20 protein-coding genes are annotated in these 20460 nt (G+C 70.6%); 16 read left to right on the plus strand and 4 right to left on the minus strand.

From position 1 onward, the window contains the following. The first annotated feature begins 31 nt into the window (after positions 1 to 31). Positions 32 to 913, plus strand: coding sequence for a universal stress protein (locus ACIRD7_RS15140; protein ID WP_403453272.1), 882 nt, complete (start codon positions 32 to 34; stop codon positions 911 to 913). A gap of 3 nt (positions 914 to 916) precedes the next feature. On the opposite strand, the gene ppk2 is transcribed toward ACIRD7_RS15140, so the two are convergent. After that, positions 917 to 1720, minus strand: coding sequence for a polyphosphate kinase 2 (gene ppk2, locus ACIRD7_RS15145; protein WP_403453273.1), 804 nt, complete (start codon positions 1718 to 1720; stop codon positions 917 to 919). Between the two features lie 129 nt (positions 1721 to 1849). Here ppk2 and ACIRD7_RS15150 point away from each other — a divergent pair, with 129 nt between their 5' ends. The 3 genes from ACIRD7_RS15150 (at position 1850) to ACIRD7_RS15160 (ending at position 4373) form a co-directional block, all read left to right on the plus strand. Continuing rightward, positions 1850 to 2191, plus strand: a complete 342-nt coding sequence (locus ACIRD7_RS15150; protein WP_403453274.1) for a hypothetical protein — start codon at positions 1850 to 1852, stop codon at positions 2189 to 2191. A 65-nt stretch (positions 2192 to 2256) separates the two neighbouring features. Next, on the plus strand, positions 2257 to 3927 hold the full coding sequence (ctaD, locus tag ACIRD7_RS15155; protein ID WP_403453275.1) for a cytochrome c oxidase subunit I: 1671 nt from the start codon (positions 2257 to 2259) through the stop codon (positions 3925 to 3927). Next, on the plus strand, positions 3924 to 4373 hold the full coding sequence (locus tag ACIRD7_RS15160; protein WP_403453276.1) for a cytochrome c oxidase subunit 4: 450 nt from the start codon (positions 3924 to 3926) through the stop codon (positions 4371 to 4373). Before ctaD ends, ACIRD7_RS15160 begins: the two co-directional genes overlap by 4 nt. Here ACIRD7_RS15160 and ACIRD7_RS15165 read toward each other — a convergent pair. Next, a complete protein-coding gene (locus ACIRD7_RS15165) occupies positions 4310 to 5830 on the minus strand; it encodes a cytochrome bc complex cytochrome b subunit (protein ID WP_403453277.1) in 1521 nt (506 codons plus the stop codon). The two genes, ACIRD7_RS15160 and ACIRD7_RS15165, sit on opposite strands and share 64 nt — an antisense overlap. A 121-nt stretch (positions 5831 to 5951) precedes the next feature. Then, positions 5952 to 6308 carry a DUF6479 family protein gene (locus ACIRD7_RS15170; RefSeq protein ID WP_403453278.1) on the minus strand — a complete coding sequence of 119 codons (357 nt, stop codon included), beginning with the start codon at positions 6306 to 6308 and terminating at the stop codon, positions 5952 to 5954. Positions 6309 to 6452: 144 nt separating this feature from the next. On the opposite strand from ACIRD7_RS15170, the gene ACIRD7_RS15175 reads away from it, so the two are divergent. Together ACIRD7_RS15175 and ACIRD7_RS15180 are read left to right on the plus strand one after the other, a co-directional pair. After that, a complete protein-coding gene (locus tag ACIRD7_RS15175) occupies positions 6453 to 6827 on the plus strand; it encodes a ferredoxin (RefSeq protein WP_403453279.1) in 375 nt (124 codons plus the stop codon). 116 nt (positions 6828 to 6943) lie between these two features. Next, the gene (locus ACIRD7_RS15180) at positions 6944 to 8122 is read left to right on the plus strand and encodes an acyl-CoA dehydrogenase family protein (RefSeq protein WP_403453280.1); all 1179 of its coding nucleotides are present in this window, start codon (positions 6944 to 6946) and stop codon (positions 8120 to 8122) included. A 139-nt stretch (positions 8123 to 8261) separates the two neighbouring features. On the opposite strand, the gene ACIRD7_RS15185 is transcribed toward ACIRD7_RS15180, so the two are convergent. Continuing rightward, positions 8262 to 10034, minus strand: coding sequence for a PucR family transcriptional regulator (locus tag ACIRD7_RS15185; protein WP_403453281.1), 1773 nt, complete (start codon positions 10032 to 10034; stop codon positions 8262 to 8264). Between the two features lie 222 nt (positions 10035 to 10256). Between ACIRD7_RS15185 and ACIRD7_RS15190 the strand changes: the two genes are divergently transcribed. From ACIRD7_RS15190 to ACIRD7_RS15235, 10 genes are read left to right on the plus strand one after another with little or no spacing between them, the layout of a single operon-like run. Beyond that, positions 10257 to 10745: a general stress protein gene (locus ACIRD7_RS15190; RefSeq protein ID WP_403453282.1), complete on the plus strand. Its 489-nt coding sequence runs from the start codon at positions 10257 to 10259 to the stop codon at positions 10743 to 10745. Between the two features lie 51 nt (positions 10746 to 10796). Then, complete coding sequence (gene dnaK, locus ACIRD7_RS15195) at positions 10797 to 12707, plus strand: molecular chaperone DnaK (RefSeq protein WP_403453283.1); 1911 nt, start codon at positions 10797 to 10799, stop codon at positions 12705 to 12707. 9 nt (positions 12708 to 12716) lie between these two features. Further along, on the plus strand, positions 12717 to 13334 hold the full coding sequence (gene grpE, locus ACIRD7_RS15200) for a nucleotide exchange factor GrpE (RefSeq protein WP_403453284.1): 618 nt from the start codon (positions 12717 to 12719) through the stop codon (positions 13332 to 13334). A gap of 6 nt (positions 13335 to 13340) precedes the next feature. Next, positions 13341 to 14291 (plus strand): DnaJ C-terminal domain-containing protein, encoded by a 951-nt coding sequence (locus ACIRD7_RS15205; protein ID WP_403453285.1) that lies wholly within the window; start codon positions 13341 to 13343, stop codon positions 14289 to 14291. Next, on the plus strand, positions 14288 to 14695 hold the full coding sequence (locus tag ACIRD7_RS15210; RefSeq protein ID WP_403453286.1) for a chaperone modulator CbpM: 408 nt from the start codon (positions 14288 to 14290) through the stop codon (positions 14693 to 14695). Before ACIRD7_RS15205 ends, ACIRD7_RS15210 begins: the two co-directional genes overlap by 4 nt. Next, entirely contained in the window at positions 14686 to 17325 is a 2640-nt protein-coding gene (gene clpB, locus ACIRD7_RS15215; protein ID WP_403453287.1) for an ATP-dependent chaperone ClpB, read from the plus strand. The genes ACIRD7_RS15210 and clpB overlap by 10 nt, the downstream gene beginning before the upstream one ends. Then, the gene (gene trxA, locus ACIRD7_RS15220; protein WP_403453288.1) at positions 17322 to 17780 is read left to right on the plus strand and encodes a thioredoxin; all 459 of its coding nucleotides are present in this window, start codon (positions 17322 to 17324) and stop codon (positions 17778 to 17780) included. Before clpB ends, trxA begins: the two co-directional genes overlap by 4 nt. A gap of 6 nt (positions 17781 to 17786) precedes the next feature. Beyond that, a complete protein-coding gene (locus ACIRD7_RS15225) occupies positions 17787 to 18050 on the plus strand; it encodes a UBP-type zinc finger domain-containing protein (RefSeq protein ID WP_184907154.1) in 264 nt (87 codons plus the stop codon). Beyond that, positions 18050 to 19831, plus strand: coding sequence for an FAD-dependent oxidoreductase (locus ACIRD7_RS15230; RefSeq protein WP_403453289.1), 1782 nt, complete (start codon positions 18050 to 18052; stop codon positions 19829 to 19831). Before ACIRD7_RS15225 ends, ACIRD7_RS15230 begins: the two co-directional genes overlap by 1 nt. A 47-nt stretch (positions 19832 to 19878) precedes the next feature. Further along, positions 19879 to 20376 (plus strand): Hsp20/alpha crystallin family protein, encoded by a 498-nt coding sequence (locus ACIRD7_RS15235; RefSeq protein WP_403453844.1) that lies wholly within the window; start codon positions 19879 to 19881, stop codon positions 20374 to 20376. Positions 20377 to 20460 lie beyond the last annotated feature (84 nt).

Genomic DNA, 20460 nt, shown 5'->3' on the forward strand with positions numbered 1-20460 from the left:
TGGGAGGGCAGCGGTCGGAAAGGGGAACGCGATGACGGGCCCGGTGGTCGTAGGGGTGGACGGTTCGCCGTCGAGCATGGCGGCCGTCGAGGTCGCGGCGCGCGAGGCCGGACTGCGGGGTGTGGGGCTCCGGCTGGTGCACGCCTTCGGCTGGCCGGCCGCGCACATACCGCACGGCGGGCGGCCCTGGGAACCGAATGACGCGGGGGTGCGCGAGCTGATCGACGGCACCCTCATGAAGGCCGAGCGGCGCGCCCACGACACGGCGTCCGGCGTCGAGATCACCCGCGAGGTCGTCGTCGGGGAGCCGGTCACGGTACTGGAGATCGAGTCCCGCTCCGCGTCTCTCGCCGTCGTCGGCAGCCGGGGCCTGAGCCGGTTCGGCGCCCTGCTGCTCGGGTCGACCGCCGGTCACCTGGCCGCCCACGCCGTCTGCCCGGTGCTGGTGGTGCGCCGCAGGCCCAACCCCGCCGGGCCCGTCCTCCTCGCCGTCGACGGCTCGCCCGCGGCCCGCGGCGCGGTCGAGTTCGCCTTCGCCCACGCCTCCCTGCACGGTGTCGACCTGGTGGCGCTGCACGCCTGGAGCACCCGGAGCGAGCGCGCCTACGAGGCTCCCGCCGACCCGCCCTTCGTGACGTACGACGAGGGCCGGCTGCACGACGAGGAGGAGCGCGTGCTCGCCGAGGCGCTGGGCGGGCTGCGCGACCGGTATCCCGACGTCACCGTGGACCGCAGGCTGGTGCGCGGCAGGGTCCGGCACTCCCTCATCGAGGCCAGCGCGGACGCCGGGCTGGTGGTGGTCGGTGCGCGCGGCCGGGGCGGCTTCGCCGGGCTGCTGCTCGGGTCGGTCAGCCAGGCGGTGCTGCACCACGCGGAGTGCCCCGTCGCCGTGGTCAGGACCGAGGCGGCGTGAACCTCACAGGCTCGCGGCGTGGTCAGGGACGTAGTTCTGGAGCTCACGCGGCGGCCGCCGGTAGCCGGTCGACTCCGGGCGGTCGGGCAGCTCCAGGACCGGCGGGGGAGTGTCCTGGTACGGCACGGAGCGAAGCAGGTGGGCGATCATGTTCAGCCGGGCCCGGCGCTTGTCGTCGCTCTCGACCACGTACCAGGGCGCCTCGGCGATGTCGGTGTGCACCAGCATCTCGTCCTTGGCCCGCGAGTAGTCCTCCCAGCGAGTGATCGACTCCAGGTCCATCGGAGACAGCTTCCAGCGGCGCAGCGGGTCGTCCAGCCGGCGCCGGAAACGTTCCTGCTGCTCCTCGTCGCTCACCGAGAACCAGTACTTGCGCAGCAGGATCCCAGCCTCCACCAGCATCCGTTCGAAGATCGGGCACTGGCGGAGGAAGGTCTGGTACTCCTCCTGGGTGCAGAAGCCCATGACGTGCTCGACGCCGGCCCGGTTGTACCAGCTGCGGTCGAACAGCACGATCTCCCCGGCCGCCGGGAGGTGCGCGATGTACCGCTGGAAGTACCACTGCGTGCGCTCGCGCTCGGTCGGCTTCGGCAGGGCCGCGATCCGCGCCACCCGCGGATTCAGATGCTCCGTCACGCGCTTGATGGTGCCGCCCTTGCCCGCCGCGTCCCGCCCCTCGAAGATCACGACCAGCCGGGCGCCCTCCGCGCGGACCCACTCCTGGAGCCGCACCAACTCGCCCTGCAGGCGGAGCAGTTCCTTCTCGTACGTCTTGCGTGGCAGCCTCTCCGCCTTCTCGTCGGCCATGCCGCCTCCCGCAGCCGCGCTCGAACACCAGAACAGCACCGTACTGACCGACGGCGGGCGGCGCACCCCGGACTCCGAAGCGCGACCCCGGCGGGGGCCGACCGCCGGCGGGTGGGCAGGATGAGTCTCATGGCCGGTGCCGATCAACATGTCCATGTCGAGCGCAGTGTGATCCGCGGCGACGCCACCGTGCGCAACCTGCTGGCCGGCACGTTCGGCCTGGTCGGGGACCTGCCGGAGACGGTCGCCACCGGCTGCGGGCTGCGGGTGCCGTACGCGATGACCTCGTCCCGGCCCGAGAGCGTCACCTGCCTGGCCTGCCGCGAGCACGGCCGTGCCGAGCACCTGCGCCTCGCCGGGCAGATCGAGCGGCTCGGCGCGATGCCGGGCGCCGTCGTCGGCGGGGCGGAGGCGGGCCGGGTGGCCGAGCACCACCGGGACCTCGCGCGGCGGTTCGCCGGCGCGGAGTGAGGCACACGGGTGAAAGCCGCGCGGCCGGCGACTGACGCCTACGCCCCCGGGGTACCCAGCGGCGCATGGCGGTGGACAGCGGGATCGGGCGGACACGGGCGGCGCCGCCCCGCCCGCGCAGAAGTCTCGGCCGGGCGTTGGTGCGATGGGCGACGACGACCGACCACAAGGTGATCGGCAACCTCTACCTGACGACAGCCTTCGGTTTCTTCCTCTTCGGCGGCGTCCTCGCGCTGCTGATGCGGGCCGAACTGGCCCGTCCCGGGATGCAGCTGTTCAGCAACGACCAGTACAACCAGCTGTTCACCGTGCACGGCACGATCATGATGCTGCTGTTCGCGACCCCGCTGTTCGCCGGGTTCGCCAACGCGATCATGCCGTTGCAGATCGGCGCCCCGGACGTGGCGTTCCCGCGGCTCAACGCCCTGTCGTACTGGCTGTACCTGTTCGGCGGCCTGATGGTCGTGTCCGGCTTCGTCGTGCCCGGCGGGGCCGCCAGCTTCGGCTGGTTCGCCTACGCGCCCCTCAACGGCCCGGTGCGCAGCCCCGGCTCGGGCGGTGACCTGTGGGTCATGGGCCTGGTCGTGACCGGTGTGTCCACCACCCTCGGCGCGGTCAACTTCATCACCACGATCCTGTGCCTGCGCGCCCCCGGCATGACCATGTTCCGGATGCCGATCTTCACCTGGAACGTGCTGTTCACGTCGATCCTGATCCTGCCCGCGTTCCCGGTGCTCACCGCCGCCCTGTTCGCCCTGGAGGCGGACCGCAGGTTCGGGGCGCAGATCTACGACGCCGCGAGCGGCGGGGCGCTGCTGTGGCAGCACCTGTTCTGGTTCTTCGGGCATCCCGAGGTGTACATCGTCGCCCTGCCGTTCTTCGGCATCGTCTCCGAGATCATCCCGGTCTTCAGCCGCAAACCGATCTTCGGCTACCTCATGCTCATCGGTGCCACCATCGCCATCACCATGTTGTCCGCGGTGGTGTGGGCCCACCACATGTTCGCCACCGGGGCCGTGCTGCTGCCGTTCTTCTCCCTGATGTCATTCCTGATCGCGGTGCCGACCGGGGTGAAGTTCTTCAACTGGATCGGCACGATGTTCCGGGGCTCGCTGTCCTTCGAGACACCCATGCTGTGGTCCTGCGGCTTCCTGGTGACGTTCCTGCTGGGCGGCATGAGCGGCGTACTCATCGCCTCCCCGCCGCTGGACTTCCACCTCACCGACTCCTATTTCATCGTCGCCCACCTGCACTACGTGCTCTTCGGCACGGTCGTCTTCGCCATGTTCGGGGGCTTCTACTTCTGGTGGCCGAAGCTCACCGGCAAGCTGCTCGACGAACGCCTCGGCAAGATCCACTTCTGGTCGCTGTTCGTCGGCTTCCAGACCACGTTCCTGGTCCAGCACTGGCTCGGCGAACAGGGCATGCCCCGCCGCTACGCCGACTACCTGGCCACCGACGGCTTCACCCTGCTGAACACCATCAGCTCCGTCGGCGCCTTCCTCCTCGGCCTGTCCACCCTGCCGTTCCTCGCCAACGTCTGGCGCACCGCCCAGCACGGCCGGCGCGTGACGGGCAACGACCCCTGGGGGTACGGCCGCTCCCTCGAATGGGCCACCTCCTGCCCGCCGCCGCGCCACAACTTCACGGCGCTGCCCCGCATCCGCTCCGAGTCCCCGGCGTTCGACCTGCACCATCCCGACATCGCCCGCCTCGACCAAAGGCAGCAGCAGTGAAGACCGAGTCCCGACTCTTCGTCGGCGTGGCGGGGTTCTTCCTCGTCACCGCCGTCGGCTACGGCGTGAGTTCCGAGGAGCCCGCCGGTACCGCCGTTCTGCTCGTCGCCTTCCTGATGGCCGCGCTCGTCGCGTTCTTCCTGCACATGCAGCACCGCCGGCGGGGCCTCAGGGCCCAGGACCGCCCCGACGCCGAGGTCGCGGAGACCGCGGGCCCGCTGGACTTCTTCTCGCCGCACAGCCCCTGGCCCGTCACGATCGCCGCGGGATCCGTCGTCGCGGCCCTCGGCGTCGTCTACGGCCTGTGGCTCTTCCTGCTCGGCCTCGGGGTACTGGGGCACGGGGTGTTCGGCATGGTCTTCCAGTGCGCGGACAGAGACGGTCAGCGCTCCGGCTCGGACGCGGACGGCTCCCGTTCCACCTCGGATTCCTCCCCGAAGCGGTAGCCGTAGCCAAGGAGCAGGTAGCGCCGCCCCTCGTCGATCGGTTCCCGACTCTCCTCGTACCCGCCGGCGACCGTCTGCCGTACCTCGCCGCTCTCCTCACCCTCCGTCAGCCGCTCCTGGTCCGCCTCCCGCAGCGCCACGCACACGCGCCGGGTCACCATGAACGCGAGGACCGGCAGCACCACGAACGCGATCCGGAACAGCCAGGTCAGCGCGTTCACCGAGACCTCGAAGCTCTCCGCGATGATGTCGTTGCCGCCCGCGGCGAGCAGAACGCCGTAGCAGCTGATCGCAGCGACACCGAGCCCCGTGCGCACGGGGTTGTCCCGGGGCCGGTCGCACAGATGGTGCTCCCCGCGGTCGCCGGTCACCCGTCGCTCGGCGAACGGGTACGCGTACAGCACGGCGAAGAGGAGGCCCGGCAGCACGACCGCGGGCAGCAGGACGTTCCACATCACCGTGTGGCCCGCCACCGTCGACTCCCAGGGCGGCACCAGACGCAGCGAGCCCTCCAGGAAGCCGACGTACCAGTCCGGCTGGGAACCGGTCGACACCACGTCCGTGCGGTAGGGGCCGTACGACCAGATCGGGTTGATCTGTGCCACGCCGGACAGCAGGGTCAGCACACCGAAGACCATGAAGAACAGGCCGCCCGAGGACGCGGCGAACTGCGGGAACATGGGCTTGCCCACCGCGTTGCGGTTGGTGCGGCCACGGCCCGCCCAGTGGGTGTGCTTGAGGTAGAAGACCAGGATCAGGTGGACGGCGACCAGCGCCAGCAGCAGCCCCGGGAGCAGCAGGATGTGCAGGCCGTACAGCCGTGGGACGAGGTCCTCGCCGGGGAACTCGCCGCCGAAGGCGAAGAAGCTGACGTACGTGCCCACCACCGGGAGCGAGAGCATGATGCCCTGGGCGATCCGCAGGCCGGTCCCCGACAGCAGGTCGTCGGGCAACGAGTAGCCGGCGAAGCCCTCCGCCAGCGCCAGCAGGAACAGGGTCACACCGATCAGCCAGTTCACCTCGCGTGGCCGGCGGAACGCGCCCGTGAAGAAGATCCGCAGCAGATGCAGCCCGATCGCGGCGAGGAACACCAGGGCCGCCCAGTGGTGCAGTTGACGCATGAGCAGACCGCCGCGCACGTCGAAGCTGATGTCCAGCGTCGACTCGTAGGCGGCCGACATCCGCGTCCCGTCGAGCGGCGTGTACGAGCCGTGATAGACGACCTCCGTCATCGAAGGCTGGAAGAACAGCGTCAGCCAAACGCCGGTCAGCAGCAGGACGACGAAGCTGTAGAGGGCGATCTCGCCCAGGAAGAACGACCAGTGGTGGGGGAAGGCCTTCCGCAGCAGACCGCCGCCCTCGGAGAGCGGCAGTCGCGCGTCGACGTAGTCCGTGGTGCGCTCAGCGGCACGGCGGGCCCGCGCACCGGCGCGGGCCCTTCTCCTCCTCCACAGCACGGATCACGATTGCCCTGGCGCCCGCGCCCGGAAACAGACCGTCACGGACCATCACTCTTCGGCCTGCCCCGGCCCTCGGACGGCTGGCGGAGCGGATCGGGGCCTTCGGTCGGGGCCGGGTTCAGCCCTGTCCGCCGCTGCCGAACGATCCGCTGCGGCCCTCGTCCCAGCGGCGCCGCTGCTGCGACGCACTGCGCCGGGAGGACACGTTGCCGTGGGCGGGCATCTCGTGCGGGGTCAGCCGACGGTCGCTTCTGGGCACCTCGTCCGGCTCCCGCTGCTCGCGGACCTCATGGACCGGGCCGCCTTCGGGCAGCCGCGGTTGTTCCTCGGGGCGCGGCGGCGCCGGCTCCCGGCTCCTGATCCGGGCGCCCACGACGAAGGCGCCGATGAGCAGCGCCACGACGACCAGACCGGCGGCGACCAGTCCGATCCCGAGCGCGCCTTCCGCGGCAATGTTCGTCCATGCGAAGTTCATGGCACCGCGAGTACCCCTGGCATCTCGCGCGAACCCGGTCAGCGCGACCGCCGCCTCCGGTGCCACCCGTTCGGAGCACGAAAACCGGACGGAACCCTTGCGAGCACCGGGTTTGGGGCCAATCGGACCGGCTACCCGAGCGAGGTGACACAGACAACGCCCCAGCAGCAGCCAGTCCAGTTTCTCGAGGACCGCTTCGCGTGTGCCCAGGCCTGCACCGACTGTGCGCGGGCCTGCGCCCTGCGCGCGAGTCTGGTGGATCCCGACGGGACCGAGGACCAGGAACTTCTGCGACGCAAGGGCATCCTGTGCGCCGAGGTGTGCGACGCGACGTGCCGGGTGCTGGCCGAGCAGAGCCAGCTGGACGAGGCGGCCCTGCGCCTCCAGCTGGAGTGGACCCGCACGGTGTGCCTGGAGTCCGCCCACGTCTTCGACCGGGAACCGGACGCCGAGAAGACCGCCGAGGCCTGCCGTGACTGCGCACGGGCCTGCACGGAGTTCATGAGCACCCTCGACTGAGTCGCTCACGTCAGGTCGGTACGTCAGGTCTGGCAGGCTCCTCGCCATTCCCAATTTCTGGGACACGTTCTACGGTGTGCGCCGTCAGGACCGCCCTTGGGGAGCCTGGAGGCGCCGTGCACCTCGAATACACGCCCGAGCAGCAGCGGCTGCGCAGCGAACTGCGCGACTACTTCGCCGAACTGGTGCCGGACCTCGTACACACCCGCTTCACCGACCCGGCAGCCCAGAAACGCCACTACCGCAAGACCATCCGGCGGCTCGGCGCGGACGGCTGGCTCGGCGTGGGCTGGCCCAAGGAGTACGGCGGGCGCGGGCTGACCGCGATGGAACAGTTCATCTTCTTCGACGAGGCCGCGCAGGCGGGCGTACCGCTGCCTCTGATGGCGCTCAACACCGTCGGGCCGACGATCATGCAGTACGGCACGGACGAGCAGAAGGCGTACTTCCTGCCCCGGATCCTCTCCGGCGAGATCGACTTCGCCATCGGCTACAGCGAGCCCGAGGCGGGCACCGACCTCGCGTCCCTGAAGACGCGCGCGGTGCAGGACGGAGAGGACTACGTCGTCAACGGGCAGAAGATCTGGACGACCAACGGCGACACCGCCGACTGGGTGTGGCTGGCCGTGCGCACCGACCCCGCCGCCCCGCCGCACAAGGGCATCACGATGCTCCTCGTCCCAACCACCGACCCCGGCTACTCCTGCACGGTCATCAACACCCTCGCCTCGCACGACACCACGGCCAGCTACTACGAGAACGTCCGCGTTCCCGTCTCGCGCCGCGTCGGCGCCGAGAACCAGGGCTGGCGGCTGATCACCAACCAGCTCAACCACGAGCGCGTCACCCTCGCCGCCCACGGCACCATGGCGATCCGCGCCCTGCACGACGTCCAGCGCTGGGCCATGGAGACGAAGCTCGCCGACGGCCGCCGGGTGATCGACCTGCCCTGGGTGCGCCGCCGCCTCGCCCAGACCCACACCCGGCTCGACGCCCTCAAGCTCCTCAACTGGAAGATGGTCAGTGCCGTCCAGGAGGGCACGCTCACCCCGCAGGACGCCTCGGCCGTCAAGGTCTACGGCTCCGAGGCGCGCCGCGACGCGTACGCGTGGCTGATGGAGATCGTCGCGGCGCCCGGCGCGCTGAAGGAGGGTTCGGCGGGCGCGGTCCTGCACGGCGAGCTGGAACGCGGCTACCGGTCGGCCGTCATCTTCACCTTCGGCGGCGGCAACAACGAGATCCAGCGGGAGATCATCTCGTGGATCGGGCTGGGGATGCCGAGGGTGCGCCGCTAGCCCGCGCGTCGATCTGCACACCGGCTTCCCCTCGTTGCCGTGGCCGCGAGGGTCGCGCATTCCGCGGCGTGGAGGACCGAAGCCTGCTCCCACGGCGATGGAGACAGCGGGGCCGCCGGCCCTGCGGTGCGTGGGCGCATCAATCGGGTCCGCCCAGCATGATCTTCCACACCCGGGTCGCGACCTGCAGGTTGAGGCGGTCCTCCACGTTCGTGAGGTCATGACCGCTGATCTCGCGGATGCGCTGGAGCCGGTAGCGAAGCGTGCTGCGGTGGATCGCGAGGGATTCGGCGGTCTCGGCGTAGTTGCCGCCGCAGTCGAAGTACCGGGACAGAGTCTCCACGAGCGCCGCACGGTGCAGGCCGTCGTAGTCGACGAGCTGTCCGAGCCATTCCCGCACGAACCCCTCCAGCTCCTGGTAGTCGTTCCCAGGTCCCAGGATGCGGTAGAGGCCCAGATCGTCGAAGAACGTCGTGCCGTACCGGCTTCGAGACCGGCGGCGTACCTCCAGGGCACGCAGTGCCTCCTGGTAGCGGCCGGGAATACCGTCCGGGGTGTCGCATCGGGCGCTCACTCCGATCGTGCCGTCCGGTGTGCCGGTCTCCCGGGCGAGCATCTCGTACAAGGCGTGGTCGTCGGGCCTGCCCTCGGCGACCAGGACCACGTGGTCGGAACGCCGGGTCACCAGCGACGGCATGCCCACGGCCGAAGCCGCCCGGCCCACGGTCCGCGCGAAGGTGTCGTCCGAGGCCCGGCTCGTCCACTGCACGACGACCACGTACTGGATGCGGTGCAGGTCGTGTCCGAACGCCTCTGACCGGGCGTAGGCGCTCGCCTCGTCCGTGCCCCCCAGAAGGTCGTCGACCAGTTCGCGGTGCAGTCGCAGCTCCACCTCCGCCACCTGGCGCAGGTGCGACAGTTCCAGGGCGAGTGACGTGGCGGCGTGCTCCAGAGCGAACACGGTGTACTCGTCGGCGTCGTCCAGGGGATCGACCAGGGCCAGCACTCCGAGGACCTCACCGCGTGGGCGTATCAGGGAGATCAGCCGGTCCTTGATCCGCACGGGTCCGCCTCTGCGGGCGACCCCCTGGAGCATTTCCTCATGGCGTGCGGGGTCCGGTTCGGGATAGGAGTCGGGCCGGCCGGGACCGGTCCAGGACCGCAGTCGGCCGAAGCGGTCCTCCACCAGCACGGGAAATCCTGTGAGCTCATGCAGTGCGCCGGTGATGGCCTCCTCGCCGCCGCCCGAGGCCGCGACCTCGTCGAGGGCCTTGTGCACGGCCCGCTGAAGTCCCTGCTCGACCACGAGGGAGATCAGCCGCTGCTGGAGGGTTGCTCGTTCTCGTCGCAGTCGGTGCAGCTCCAGCGCGTCTTCCTGCCGGCGGCGGTGCGCGACGGCGACCGACAGGGCGGCGGCGGTGAGGCGTATCAGCACGGCGAGCAGGAAGTGCTGGGCATGAGTGGGCCGGGACCGAGACGTCACCACGAGGTAGCCGTGCAGTCCACCGGGTCCGTGCAGGGCCAGGGCCCGGCCCCTGGACCGGCCGGGAACGGTGACGGGGACGTCCTGCCCCGTCAGCTCTCGCACCGTCCGGTCCATGGCTGACGCATGGTCCGGCCCGACCTGCGGGCTGGGGACCAGTCGGCCGTGCACCCTGAGGTATCCGGCCTCGGCCCTGTACGGGCCGACGCCCGACACGTGGTCCATGGCCAGGCGCAGGATCTCGCTTTCGTCCCGAGTGCCGAACAGGGCACGAGAGACTGCCGGCAGCTCGTGGGATGCCAGGGTGGAAAGGGGCGGACGGGACCCTCGCCGCGAGATCGTGGGGTGCTGTCCCAGACGGCCCGGCGGAATGCGGCCTTCCCGGTCGGGACGGCGTCGGTACACGCTCTGGCCCCTGCGGCCGGCCATGGGATTACTCCCTTCGCTATGCCCCCGGAGAGGTGACAGCACCTCTTCCTCTACGCCTCCCCTGCCCAACTTGCCCGAGATGTGCGCAGTAAACGTCTCGTGCTCGCGGGGGGACGGGCTGCGTTGTTCTTTGACCTGCCGGGTGCAGGCGCAGAGCTGCTCGGTTCGGGAGTCTGGGGCGTGCCGGGGGCCGCCGTGCACACCGGCAGGAAGGACTGGGCGATGAGCGAGCAGCCTCGTAGGCCCGTTGCCACGTACGACACGTACCAGGAAGCCGAACGCGCCGTCGACCACCTCTCGGACCGGGGGTTTCCCGTGCAGAGGGTGGCCATCGTCGGCCAGGACGTCCGCCTCGTCGAACAGGTCACCGGCCGTATGGACTACGGAAGGGCCGCCCTGCACGGAGCGGCGAGCGGGGCCCTTCCCGGAGCACTGATCGGCTGGCTCTTCGGCCTTGTCGACTGGGTGGACCCGCTCGTCTCCGCCCTGCTCGTCGCCCTCTACGGCCTGATCTTCGGAGCGATCGTGGGCGCGCTGTTCGGCCTGCTGCTGTATGCCCTGCAGGGCGGCCGCCGGGACTTCGCCTCCGTCCGCTCGATGCAGCCCAGCCGGTACGACGTCGTCGTGGACGAAGAGGTCGCCGCCGAGGCCGTACTGCTGCTCGGCGGGCTGCAGACCACGGGCGCCGCCGGACGTCCAGCCCATACATGAACGATCGGATCGCAGTGCCGGCGCAGGCCGCCGCACCGGGAGGAGCTCCTCATGGCCAAGGCAGTGGGCATCGACCTGGGCACCACGAACTCGGTGATCGCCGTGTGGGAGGGCGGCGAACCTTCCGTCGTGCCCAATACCGAGGGCAACCGTACGACCCCGTCCGTGGTGGCCTTCACCGACACCAGGGAACGGCTGGTGGGCCAGCTGGCCCGGCGCCAGGCGATCCTCAACCCCAAGGGCACCATCTACTCGGCCAAGCGGTTCATCGGCCGGCACTTCGACGAGATCCCGGACGAGGCCAGGGCGGTGGCGTACGACGTCGTCGAGGGCCCGGGCGGCGTCGCCCGCTTCAAGGTGCGCGACAAGCTCTACGCGCCCGAGGAGATCAGCGCCCAGGTGCTGCGCAAACTCGCCGACGACGCCTCCAAGCAGCTCGGGGAACGGGTCACGGAGGCGGTCATCACGGTGCCCGCCTACTTCAACGACGCCCAGCGCACCGCCACCAAGGACGCCGGGCGGATCGCGGGCCTTGAGGTGCTGCGGATCATCAACGAGCCGACCGCGGCCGCTCTCGCGTACGGCATGGACAAGAAGCAGCACGAGACGGTGCTGGTCTTCGACCTCGGCGGCGGCACGTTCGATGTGAGCATCCTCGACGTGGGCGACGGCGTGGTGGAGGTGCGTTCCACGGCGGGCGACAGTCACCTGGGCGGTGACGACTTCGACCGGCGCCTGGTGGATTACCTCGCGGACGACTTCCAGAAGGAGAACGGCATCGATCTGCGCAAGGATCCGCAGGCCCTGCAACGCCTGTTCGAAGCGGCGGAGAAGGCCAAGACCGAGCTGAGTTCGGTGACGCAGACACAGGTCAGCCTGCCGTTCATCACCGCCGATGCCTCGGGACCCAAGCACCTCACCGACTCGGTCATGCGGTCCACGTTCGAGCAGATCACCGGCGACCTGGTGGAGCGGTGCCTGGAACCGGTCAAGCAGGCCATGGCCGACGCCAAGGTCGGGGAGAGCGACATCGACGAGGTCATCCTCGTCGGCGGTTCCACCCGCATCCCCGCCGTCCAGGCCCTCGTGCGCCGGCTGACCGGCGGCAAGGAACCCAACATGAGCGTCAACCCCGACGAGGTCGTGGCCCTGGGCGCCGCGATCCAGGCCGGGGTGCTCAAGGGCGAGGTCAAGGACGTCCTGCTGCTCGATGTCACGCCCCTGTCGCTGGGTGTCGAGACACGCGGCGGTGTGATGACGAAGATCATCGAGCGGAACACCACCATCCCCGTGCGCCGCACCGAGACCTTCTCCACCGCCGAGGACAACCAGCCCGCCGTCGACATCGTCGTCCTCCAGGGCGAGCGCGAACGGGCCGCCGACAACCGGGTGCTCGGCCGCTTCCAGCTCACCGACATACGCCCGGCGCCGCGCGGCGAACCGCAGATCGAGGTCACCTTCGACATCGACGCCAACGGCATTCTCAACGTCAAGGCCCGAGACCAGGACACCGGCAAGGAACAGGGCATCACCATCACCGAGAGCTCCAACCTCGACCGCGGCGAAGTCGAACGCATGGTCCAGGAGGCCGAGCGCAACCAGGGCCAGGACCAGGCCCTGCGCGAGGCCGTCGACGCCCGCAACGAGCTCGACGCCGTCGCGTACCAGGTCGACAAGCGCCTCGCCGAGCTCGGCGACGCCGCACCCGCGCACGAGAAGGCACGCGCCGAGATGCTGGTGTCGGACGCCCGGGCGGCGGTCAAGGAGGAGGCGGGCGTGGAGCGGGTACGGCCGCTGACCGCCGAACTCCAGCAGGTGCTGGCAGGGCTGGCGGCGCATCAGGCCGGCGCCACCACGGCCGGTCCCGACCAGGACACCACCGGGGACGGTGCGGCCGGTGGCGGCCCGAGTGGCGGTGGCGGTGACGAAGACGTCATCGACGCCGAGTTCGACAAGGACTGAGGAACCGCCATGCCGATCCACCCCAGGGAACCCGACCCGGCCGTCCCGGACCCGGCCGACCCGGCTCCGGAGGGCGCCGTACGCCCTCCCCGAGGGGATCTTCCGAGCTCGGGCCCGCCGACCGGGGCGGGGCCAGACACGGACGAGGAACCCGGCCCCGACGCGGCCGGCGGCCCGGCACCGTCCGAGGACCAGCACACGGCCGAGCTCAAGGAACTCGAGGACCGCTGGCGGCGCGCGCTCGCCGACCTCGACAACCTCCGCAAGCGCCACACCCGGGAACTGGAGCGGGAGCGGACGGCCGAGCGGTCCCGCACGGCCGCCGCGTTCCTGCCCGTCCTGGACAACCTCGAACTCGCCCTGACCCATGCGGGATCCGACCCCGGCGCGATCGTCGAGGGCGTCCGGGCGGTCCGCGACCAGGCGGTGAACGTCCTCGAACTGCTCGGCTACCCGCGGCACGCGGAGACCGGCGTCGCCTTCGACCCGGCCCGGCACGAGGTGCTCGGCGTCGTCCAGGACCCCGACGCCCCACCGGGCACGGTCGTCGAGGTGCTGCGTCCGGGCTACGGGGACGGCGAACGGCAGCTCAGGCCCGCCGCCGTGACTGTCGCGAAGCGGGAGTGACCGGTCATGGCACAGGACTTCTACGAGGTGCTGGGCGTGTCACGGACCGCGAGCCAGGACGAGATCCAGCAGGCATATCGCAAACTCGCCCGCAAGTACCACCCGGACGTCAACAAGGACCCGGGGGCGGAGGAACGCTTCAAGGACCTCAACGAGGCGTACAGCGTCCTGTCGGACCCCAAGACCCGGGCCCGTTACGACCGCTTCGGCGAGGACTTCCGAAAGATCCCCGAGGACTTCGACGAACGGGTCGCGGCCGGAGCGGGCGGCGGCTTCCGCGCCAGGAGGACCGCGGGCGCGGGCGGCTCCCGTGTCCGGTACACCGGCTTCGGCGACGACTTCGCGGCGGAGGGCGTCGACATCGAGGACCTGCTCGGCTCACTCTTCGGAGCAGGCGCCGCCCCCGGTGGTGTACCGGGAGCCGACCAGGAGGCCGAGCTGCCGCTCACCGTCGAGGAGGCGTTCAGGGGAGGCCGCCGCACCGTCACGCTCGCCGGTCCCACCGGGCAGCCGCGGCGGTACGAGGTCGACGTACCGCCCGGCGTCACCGACGGGCAGCGCATCCGGCTCGCGGGCGAGGGCGGCCGGGGCAGTGGTGACGCCGCCGCGGGCGACCTGTACCTGCGGGTGCGCATCCGGCCCCACCCCCGGTTCCGGCTGGACGGCCGCGACGTCCACGTACAGGTCCCCGTCACCCCCTGGGAGGCCGCGCTGGGCGCGACCGTGCCGGTGCCCACCCCCGGCGGCGGCACGGCCAAGGTCACAGTGCCCGCGGGCTCGTCCAGTGGCCGACGGCTGCGGCTGCGCGGCGAGGGCATGCCGAACCCGCGCGGTGCCGACGGCAACCTCTACGCCGAACTCCGCGTCATGGTGCCGCCCAAGCTCAGCGACCGGGAGCGCGAGCTGTTCGAGGAGCTCGCAGCCACCTCTTCGTACGATCCCAGGAGGACGCGATGAGCGACCGACCCTCATGGGCGGCGACCGGCGGTCGGACCGCCCGGGCCGACGCCGGCGGGCATCCCGAACGGACGAGCGCCGGCTCCACGGCCGTGCGGTACGCGCTCGTCCCCGTGCCCAGGCTTTCCCTGGACACCGTGGCCCGCCGCGCCGGCGTCCATCCCGACCTGGTCCGCCGGTTCGTCGCCCTGGGCCTGGTCGACGCCGAACGCGACGCCGCGGGGCACCTCGTGTTCGACCCCGCGGCCCCGGCGGTCATCGCCCGCGTCCAGCGGCTGCGCTCCGGTCTGTGTCTCAACTACGCATCCATCGGTCTGGTGCTCGATCTGCTGGACCGCATCAGTCTGCTCGAAGCCGCACTGCGCCGCGCCGGTACGAGGAGTGACATACCGCCATGGACATGAACCGTCTCACCCAGAAGTCACAGGAAGCCCTACAAGAGGCGCAGACCGCCGCCGTCCGCATGGGCCAGACCGAGGTCGACGGTGAGCATCTGCTGCTCGCGCTCCTCGACCAGGAGGACGGCCTGATCCCGCGGCTGCTGCAACAGGCGGGCAGGAAGCCCGAGGAGCTCGGCGCGGCTGTGCGTGAGGAACTTTCCCGCCGGCCCAAGGTGACCGGCCCGGGTGCGGCACCGGGCCAGGTGTTCGTCACCCAGCGCCTGTCCCGGCTGCTGGACACGGCCGAGCGGGAGGCAAAACGACTCAAGGACGAGTACGTGTCCGTGGAGCACCTCCTGCTGGCCCTGGCCGAGGAGGGCTCGTCCACCGCCGCCGGACGGCTGCTCAAGGAGCACGGCATCACCCGGGACTCGTTCCTGAGCGCGCTCACCCAGATCCGCGGCAACCAGCGCGTGACCTCGGCCAACCCCGAAGTGGCGTACGAGGCCCTGGAGAAGTACGGCCGCGACCTGGTCGCCGAGGCCAGGGAAGGCAAACTCGACCCGGTCATCGGCCGGGACGCCGAGATCCGCCGCGTCACCCAGATCCTCAGCCGCAAAACCAAGAACAACCCCGTCCTCATCGGCGACCCCGGCGTCGGCAAGACCGCCATCGTCGAGGGCCTCGCCCAGCGCATCGTCCGCGGCGACGTGCCCGAAGGACTGCGCGACAAGACCGTGTTCGCACTCGACATGGGCTCCCTGGTGGCCGGGGCGAAGTACCGGGGCGAGTTCGAGGAACGCCTCAAGGCCGTGCTGTCCGAGGTGAAGGCCGCCCAGGGGCACATCCTGCTCTTCGTCGACGAACTCCACACCGTCGTCGGCGCGGGCGCCGCCGAAGGAGCCATGGACGCGGGCAACATGCTCAAGCCGATGCTCGCCCGCGGCGAACTCCACATGATCGGCGCCACCACCCTCGACGAGTACCGCAAGCACATCGAGAAGGACGCCGCCCTCGAACGCCGCTTCCAGCAGGTCCTGGTCGACGAGCCGAGCGTGGAGGACACCATCTCCATCCTGCGCGGACTGCGCGAACGCCTGGAAATCTTCCACGGCGTGAAGATCCAGGACACCGCACTGGTCTCCGCGGCCACCCTCAGCCACCGCTACATCACCGACCGGTTCCTGCCCGACAAGGCCATCGACCTCGTCGACGAAGCGTGCGCCCGGCTGCGTACCGAGATCGACTCGATGCCCGCCGAACTCGACGAGATCACCCGCCGCGTCACCCGCCTGGAGATCGAGGAGGCCGCCCTCTCCAAGGAGACCGACCCCGCGAGCAAGACCCGCCTGGAGGAACTGCGCAAGGAACTGGCCGACCTGCGCGGCGAGGCCGACGCCAAACACGCCCAGTGGGAGGCCGAACGGCAGGCGATCCGCCGCGTGCAGGAGCTGCGCCAGGAACTGGAGCAGGTCCGCCACGAGGCGGAGGAGGCAGAACGCGCCTACGACCTCAACCGCGCCGCCGAACTCCGCTACGGCCGCCTCCAGGACCTGGAACGCCGGCTCGCCGCGGAGGAGGAGCAACTGGCCGCGAAGCAAGGGCAGAACCGGCTGCTGCGCGAGGTCGTCACCGAGGAGGAGATCGCCGAGATCGTCGCCGCCTGGACCGGCGTTCCCGTCGCCCGCCTCCAGGAGGGCGAACGCGAGAAGCTGCTGCGCCTCGACGAGATCCTGCGCGAGCGCGTCATCGGCCAGGACGAGGCCGTCAAGCTCGTCGCCGACGCCATCATCCGCGCCCGCTCCGGCATCCGCGACCCGCGCCGCCCCATCGGCTCGTTCATCTTCCTCGGCCCCACCGGCGTCGGGAAGACCGAGCTGGCCAAGACCCTCGCCCGGGCCCTGTTCGACTCCGAGGAGAACATGGTCCGCCTCGACATGAGCGAGTACCAGGAGCGGCACACCGTCAGCCGGCTCATGGGGGCCCCGCCCGGATACGTCGGCTACGAGGAGGGCGGCCAGCTCACCGAGGCCGTACGCCGCAAGCCGTACTCGGTCGTGCTGTTCGACGAGGTCGAGAAGGCGCACACCGACGTCTTCAACACCCTGCTGCAGATCCTCGACGACGGCCGCATCACCGACGCCCAAGGCCGCACCGTCGACTTCCGCAACACCGTGATCATCATGACGTCCAACATCGGCTCCGAGCACCTCCTCGACGGCGCCACCGCCGAGGGTGAGATCAAGCCGGACGCCCGCGCCCTGGTGATGGGCGAGCTGCGCGGGCACTTCCGTCCGGAGTTCCTCAACCGCGTCGACGACATCGTGCTGTTCAAGCCGCTGGGTGAGCGGCAGATCGAGCGGATCGTGGAGCTGCAGTTCGACGAACTGCGCCACCGCCTCGCCGAGCGCCGCATCACCGTTGAACTCACCGAGGCGGCCCGTGAGCTGATCGCCCACCAGGGCTACGACCCGGTGTACGGGGCCCGGCCGCTGCGGCGTTACATCTCCCACGAGGTGGAGACACTCGTCGGGCGTGCCCTGCTGCGCGGCGACGTCCAGGACGGCGCGAAGGTCCGCGTCGACGCCGAGCACGGAGAGCTGGTGGTGACCTACGACCAGCCCGAGGACGAGAAGGGGGCGAGGGCGGCATGAGTACCGTGCAGGCCGTCAACGTCACCTGCGCGCACTGCGGGCGCACCAACCGGGTACCCGTGGCCGCCGAGGGCCGCCCCAGGTGCGCCAACTGCAAGCAGCCTCTGCCGTGGGTGGCCGATGCGGGCGACAACGACTTCGCCGAGGTCGTCGAGCAGGCCACGGTGCCCGTCGTCGTCGACCTGTGGGCCACCTGGTGCGGCCCCTGCCGCATGGTGAGCCCCGCGCTGGAGAAGGTCGCCGCCGATCTCGCGGGAAAGATCAAGCTGGTCAAGGTCGACATCGACAAGAACCCACGCCTGGCGCAGCGGTTCGAGGTCCAGGCGGTACCGACGCTGATGGTCCTCGACAAAGGGCAGACCATCGCCCGGCAGGCGGGTGCCGCACCTGCCCCGGCACTGCGGCGGTGGGTGGAGCAGTCGATCGCGGGCCGTGAACCGGCCGGGAAAGGGTGATCAGCCATGACCGTACGAACCGACCCCCACCTGGCGCTCGTCCGGCCGGTCCAGCCACTGACCCCGGAAGGGTGTCAGGAGTGTCTGCTGCTCGGCTCCCCGTGGGTCCACCTGAGGCTCTGCCTGACCTGCGGCCACGTCGGCTGCTGCGATTCCTCGCCGAACCGGCACGCGCGACGGCACGCCGCCGCCGACGGCCATCCGATCGCGGCGTCGCTGGAGCCCGGCGAGGACTGGCGGTGGTGCTTCGTCCACGAGGCGTTCGTGTGATGTCCGGCGACGAGACGCGGCCGAGCGCGGCGCAGGTGCCGAACGAGGGGGAGGCGAGCGTCCCCTTCGAGACCGCCGACATCTACGGCGCCTATCCCCGGCTGCCGGACGACCAGTTGGATCGCCTGGCGCAGCGTGGCCGGCGGCTCGAAGTCGACGCCGGTGACGTGCTGATCCGGGAGGGGGAGCGGTGCGAGACGTTCTACGTCGTCCTCAGCGGCTCGGTCGCCATCGTCGAGGACTACGGCACGCCCGACGAACGTCTGCTGCGTGTGCACGGCCCCGGCCGCTTCATCGGCGAACTCGGCCTTCTGAACGGGCAGGTGGCCTTCTACACCGCTACGGTCAGGGACCCCGGTGAGGTCCTCGCCCTGTCCATGGACCAGCTGCGTGACCTGGTGACCCGGGACTCCGTCCTCGGCGATCTGGTGCTCCGCGCCTGCCTGGGCCGCCGTGCCCTGCTCGTCGGGCAGGGCGCCGGGTTCCGCATCATCGGCTCGCGCTATTCGCCCGACACCCGGCGACTGCGCGAGTTCGCCGCCCGCAACCGGCTGCCGCACCGCTGGATCGATCTGGAGACGGACAAGGACGCCGAGGCGCTGCTGCGCCGGTTCGGCGTAGGCCCGGAGGAGACACCGCTGGTCATCTGGCGGGACACCACACTCTTGCGCAACCCCAGCAACGCGGAACTGGCCCGGCTCATAGGCCTGCCCTCGCTGCCTGCGGGAAACCATCACGGCGATCTCCTGATCGTCGGCTCCGGACCCGCCGGTCTCGCCGCCGCGGTGAACGCCGCCTCGGAGGGCCTCGGCACGACCCTGGTCGAGGCGATGGCCACCGGCGGCCAGGCCGGGACGTCGTCCCGCATCGAGAATCTGCTCGGCTTCCCCTCCGGCATCTCCGGCGCCGAACTCACGGACCGCGCCGTGCTCCAGGCCGACAAGTTCGGCGCCCGGATCAGCGTCCCGGCGGAGGCGGCCCGCCTCGAACCGCGGGACGGCCACTACGCTGTCGGGTTCGCCGACGGCAGCGAGATCACCGCCCGCACCGTCGTCCTGGCCACCGGTGCCCGCTACCGCCGCCTCCAGGTGCCCGGCATCGAGCCACTGGAAGGAGCGAGCGTCCACTACTCGGCGACCGTCTACGAGGCCCAGCAGTGCCGTACCGATCCGGTCGCGGTGGTCGGCGGCGGCAACTCAGCGGGCCAGGCCGTGCTCTTCCTGGCCGGGTACGCGCCGCAGGTGTATCTGCTCGTCCGCGGGCCGAGCCTCGAGGCGCACATGTCCCGCTACCTGATCGATCAGGTCGAGCGTCACCCGCGGGTGCGCGTGCTGCTGCACACCGAGATGACCGAGGCACTCGGCGACAAGACGCTGGAGGCCGTCGACGTGGTCGACCACCGTACGGGCGAGCACCGCCGGCTCGCGGTGCGGGCCCTGTTCGTCTTCACCGGCGCCGACCCCCACACCGAGTGGCTGTCCGGCGCGCTCGCCCTCGACGCGCGCGGCTTCGTGCTCACCGGCGCGGACGCGCAGGCCTGCTCCGCTCCCGGACTATGGCAGAGCCAGGGCCGCGACTGCCTGACGCTGGAGACAAGCCTGCCTGGCGTCTTCGCCGCCGGCGACGTCCGCAGCGGCTCGGTGAAACGTGTGGCCTCCGCGGTCGGCGAAGGCGCGATGAGCATCCACTTCGTGCACCGCTACCTGGGGCACTTGGCCGCGCCCGGCGGCACCGACAGCTCCCCGCGTACCCGTCCGAAGGAGTCCGCTTGGCTCGGATGACCGCCGGCGGGCGACGAGATCACGAGAAGGAGAAGGAGGCGATGGCAATGACCACGCCCGTCCGGCGCCCCCGCGGTGGCGCGATGCAGGCCAGGCCCCTTGGCTGGGCACACAATCCGCTGACGGAGTTCGACCAACTGCTCAGCGAGATGAGCGGACTGATCGAATCCACGGTGGGAGCCGCTGCGCCTGCAGTCGCGTGGACACCTCTGGCGGATGTCAGGGAGTCCGACGCCGCCTTCCAGGTGGAGATCGAACTTCCCGGCGTCAAGAGCAAGGACATCAACGTCGAAGCGAACGGCCAGGAGTTGGTGGTCAGCGGAGAGATCAAGGAGAAGGAACGCAAAGGCGTCCTGCGCCGGAGCACCCGCCGCACCGGGGCCTTCGAGTACCGGCTGCGGCTGCCCGGAGAGGTCGACACCGAAAAGATCAATGCGCAGATGTCGGACGGGGTGCTCGCCATCACCGTCCCCAAGGCCGAGGTCGCAAAGCCCCGGCACGTCGAGATCAGCGAGGCGAGTGAAAGCACCGGTAGGGGCGACTGAGCCGCGAACGCCGCGGTTCCGGACACCCGTCCGGCACCGCGGCCGGGCCGGCGAGGCTCGACATCCGGGGTGACCTATGAATGA

The sequence above is a fragment of the Streptomyces sp. NPDC093568 genome, from assembly GCF_044764945.1.
Taxonomy (GTDB): Bacteria; Actinomycetota; Actinomycetes; order Streptomycetales; family Streptomycetaceae; genus Streptomyces.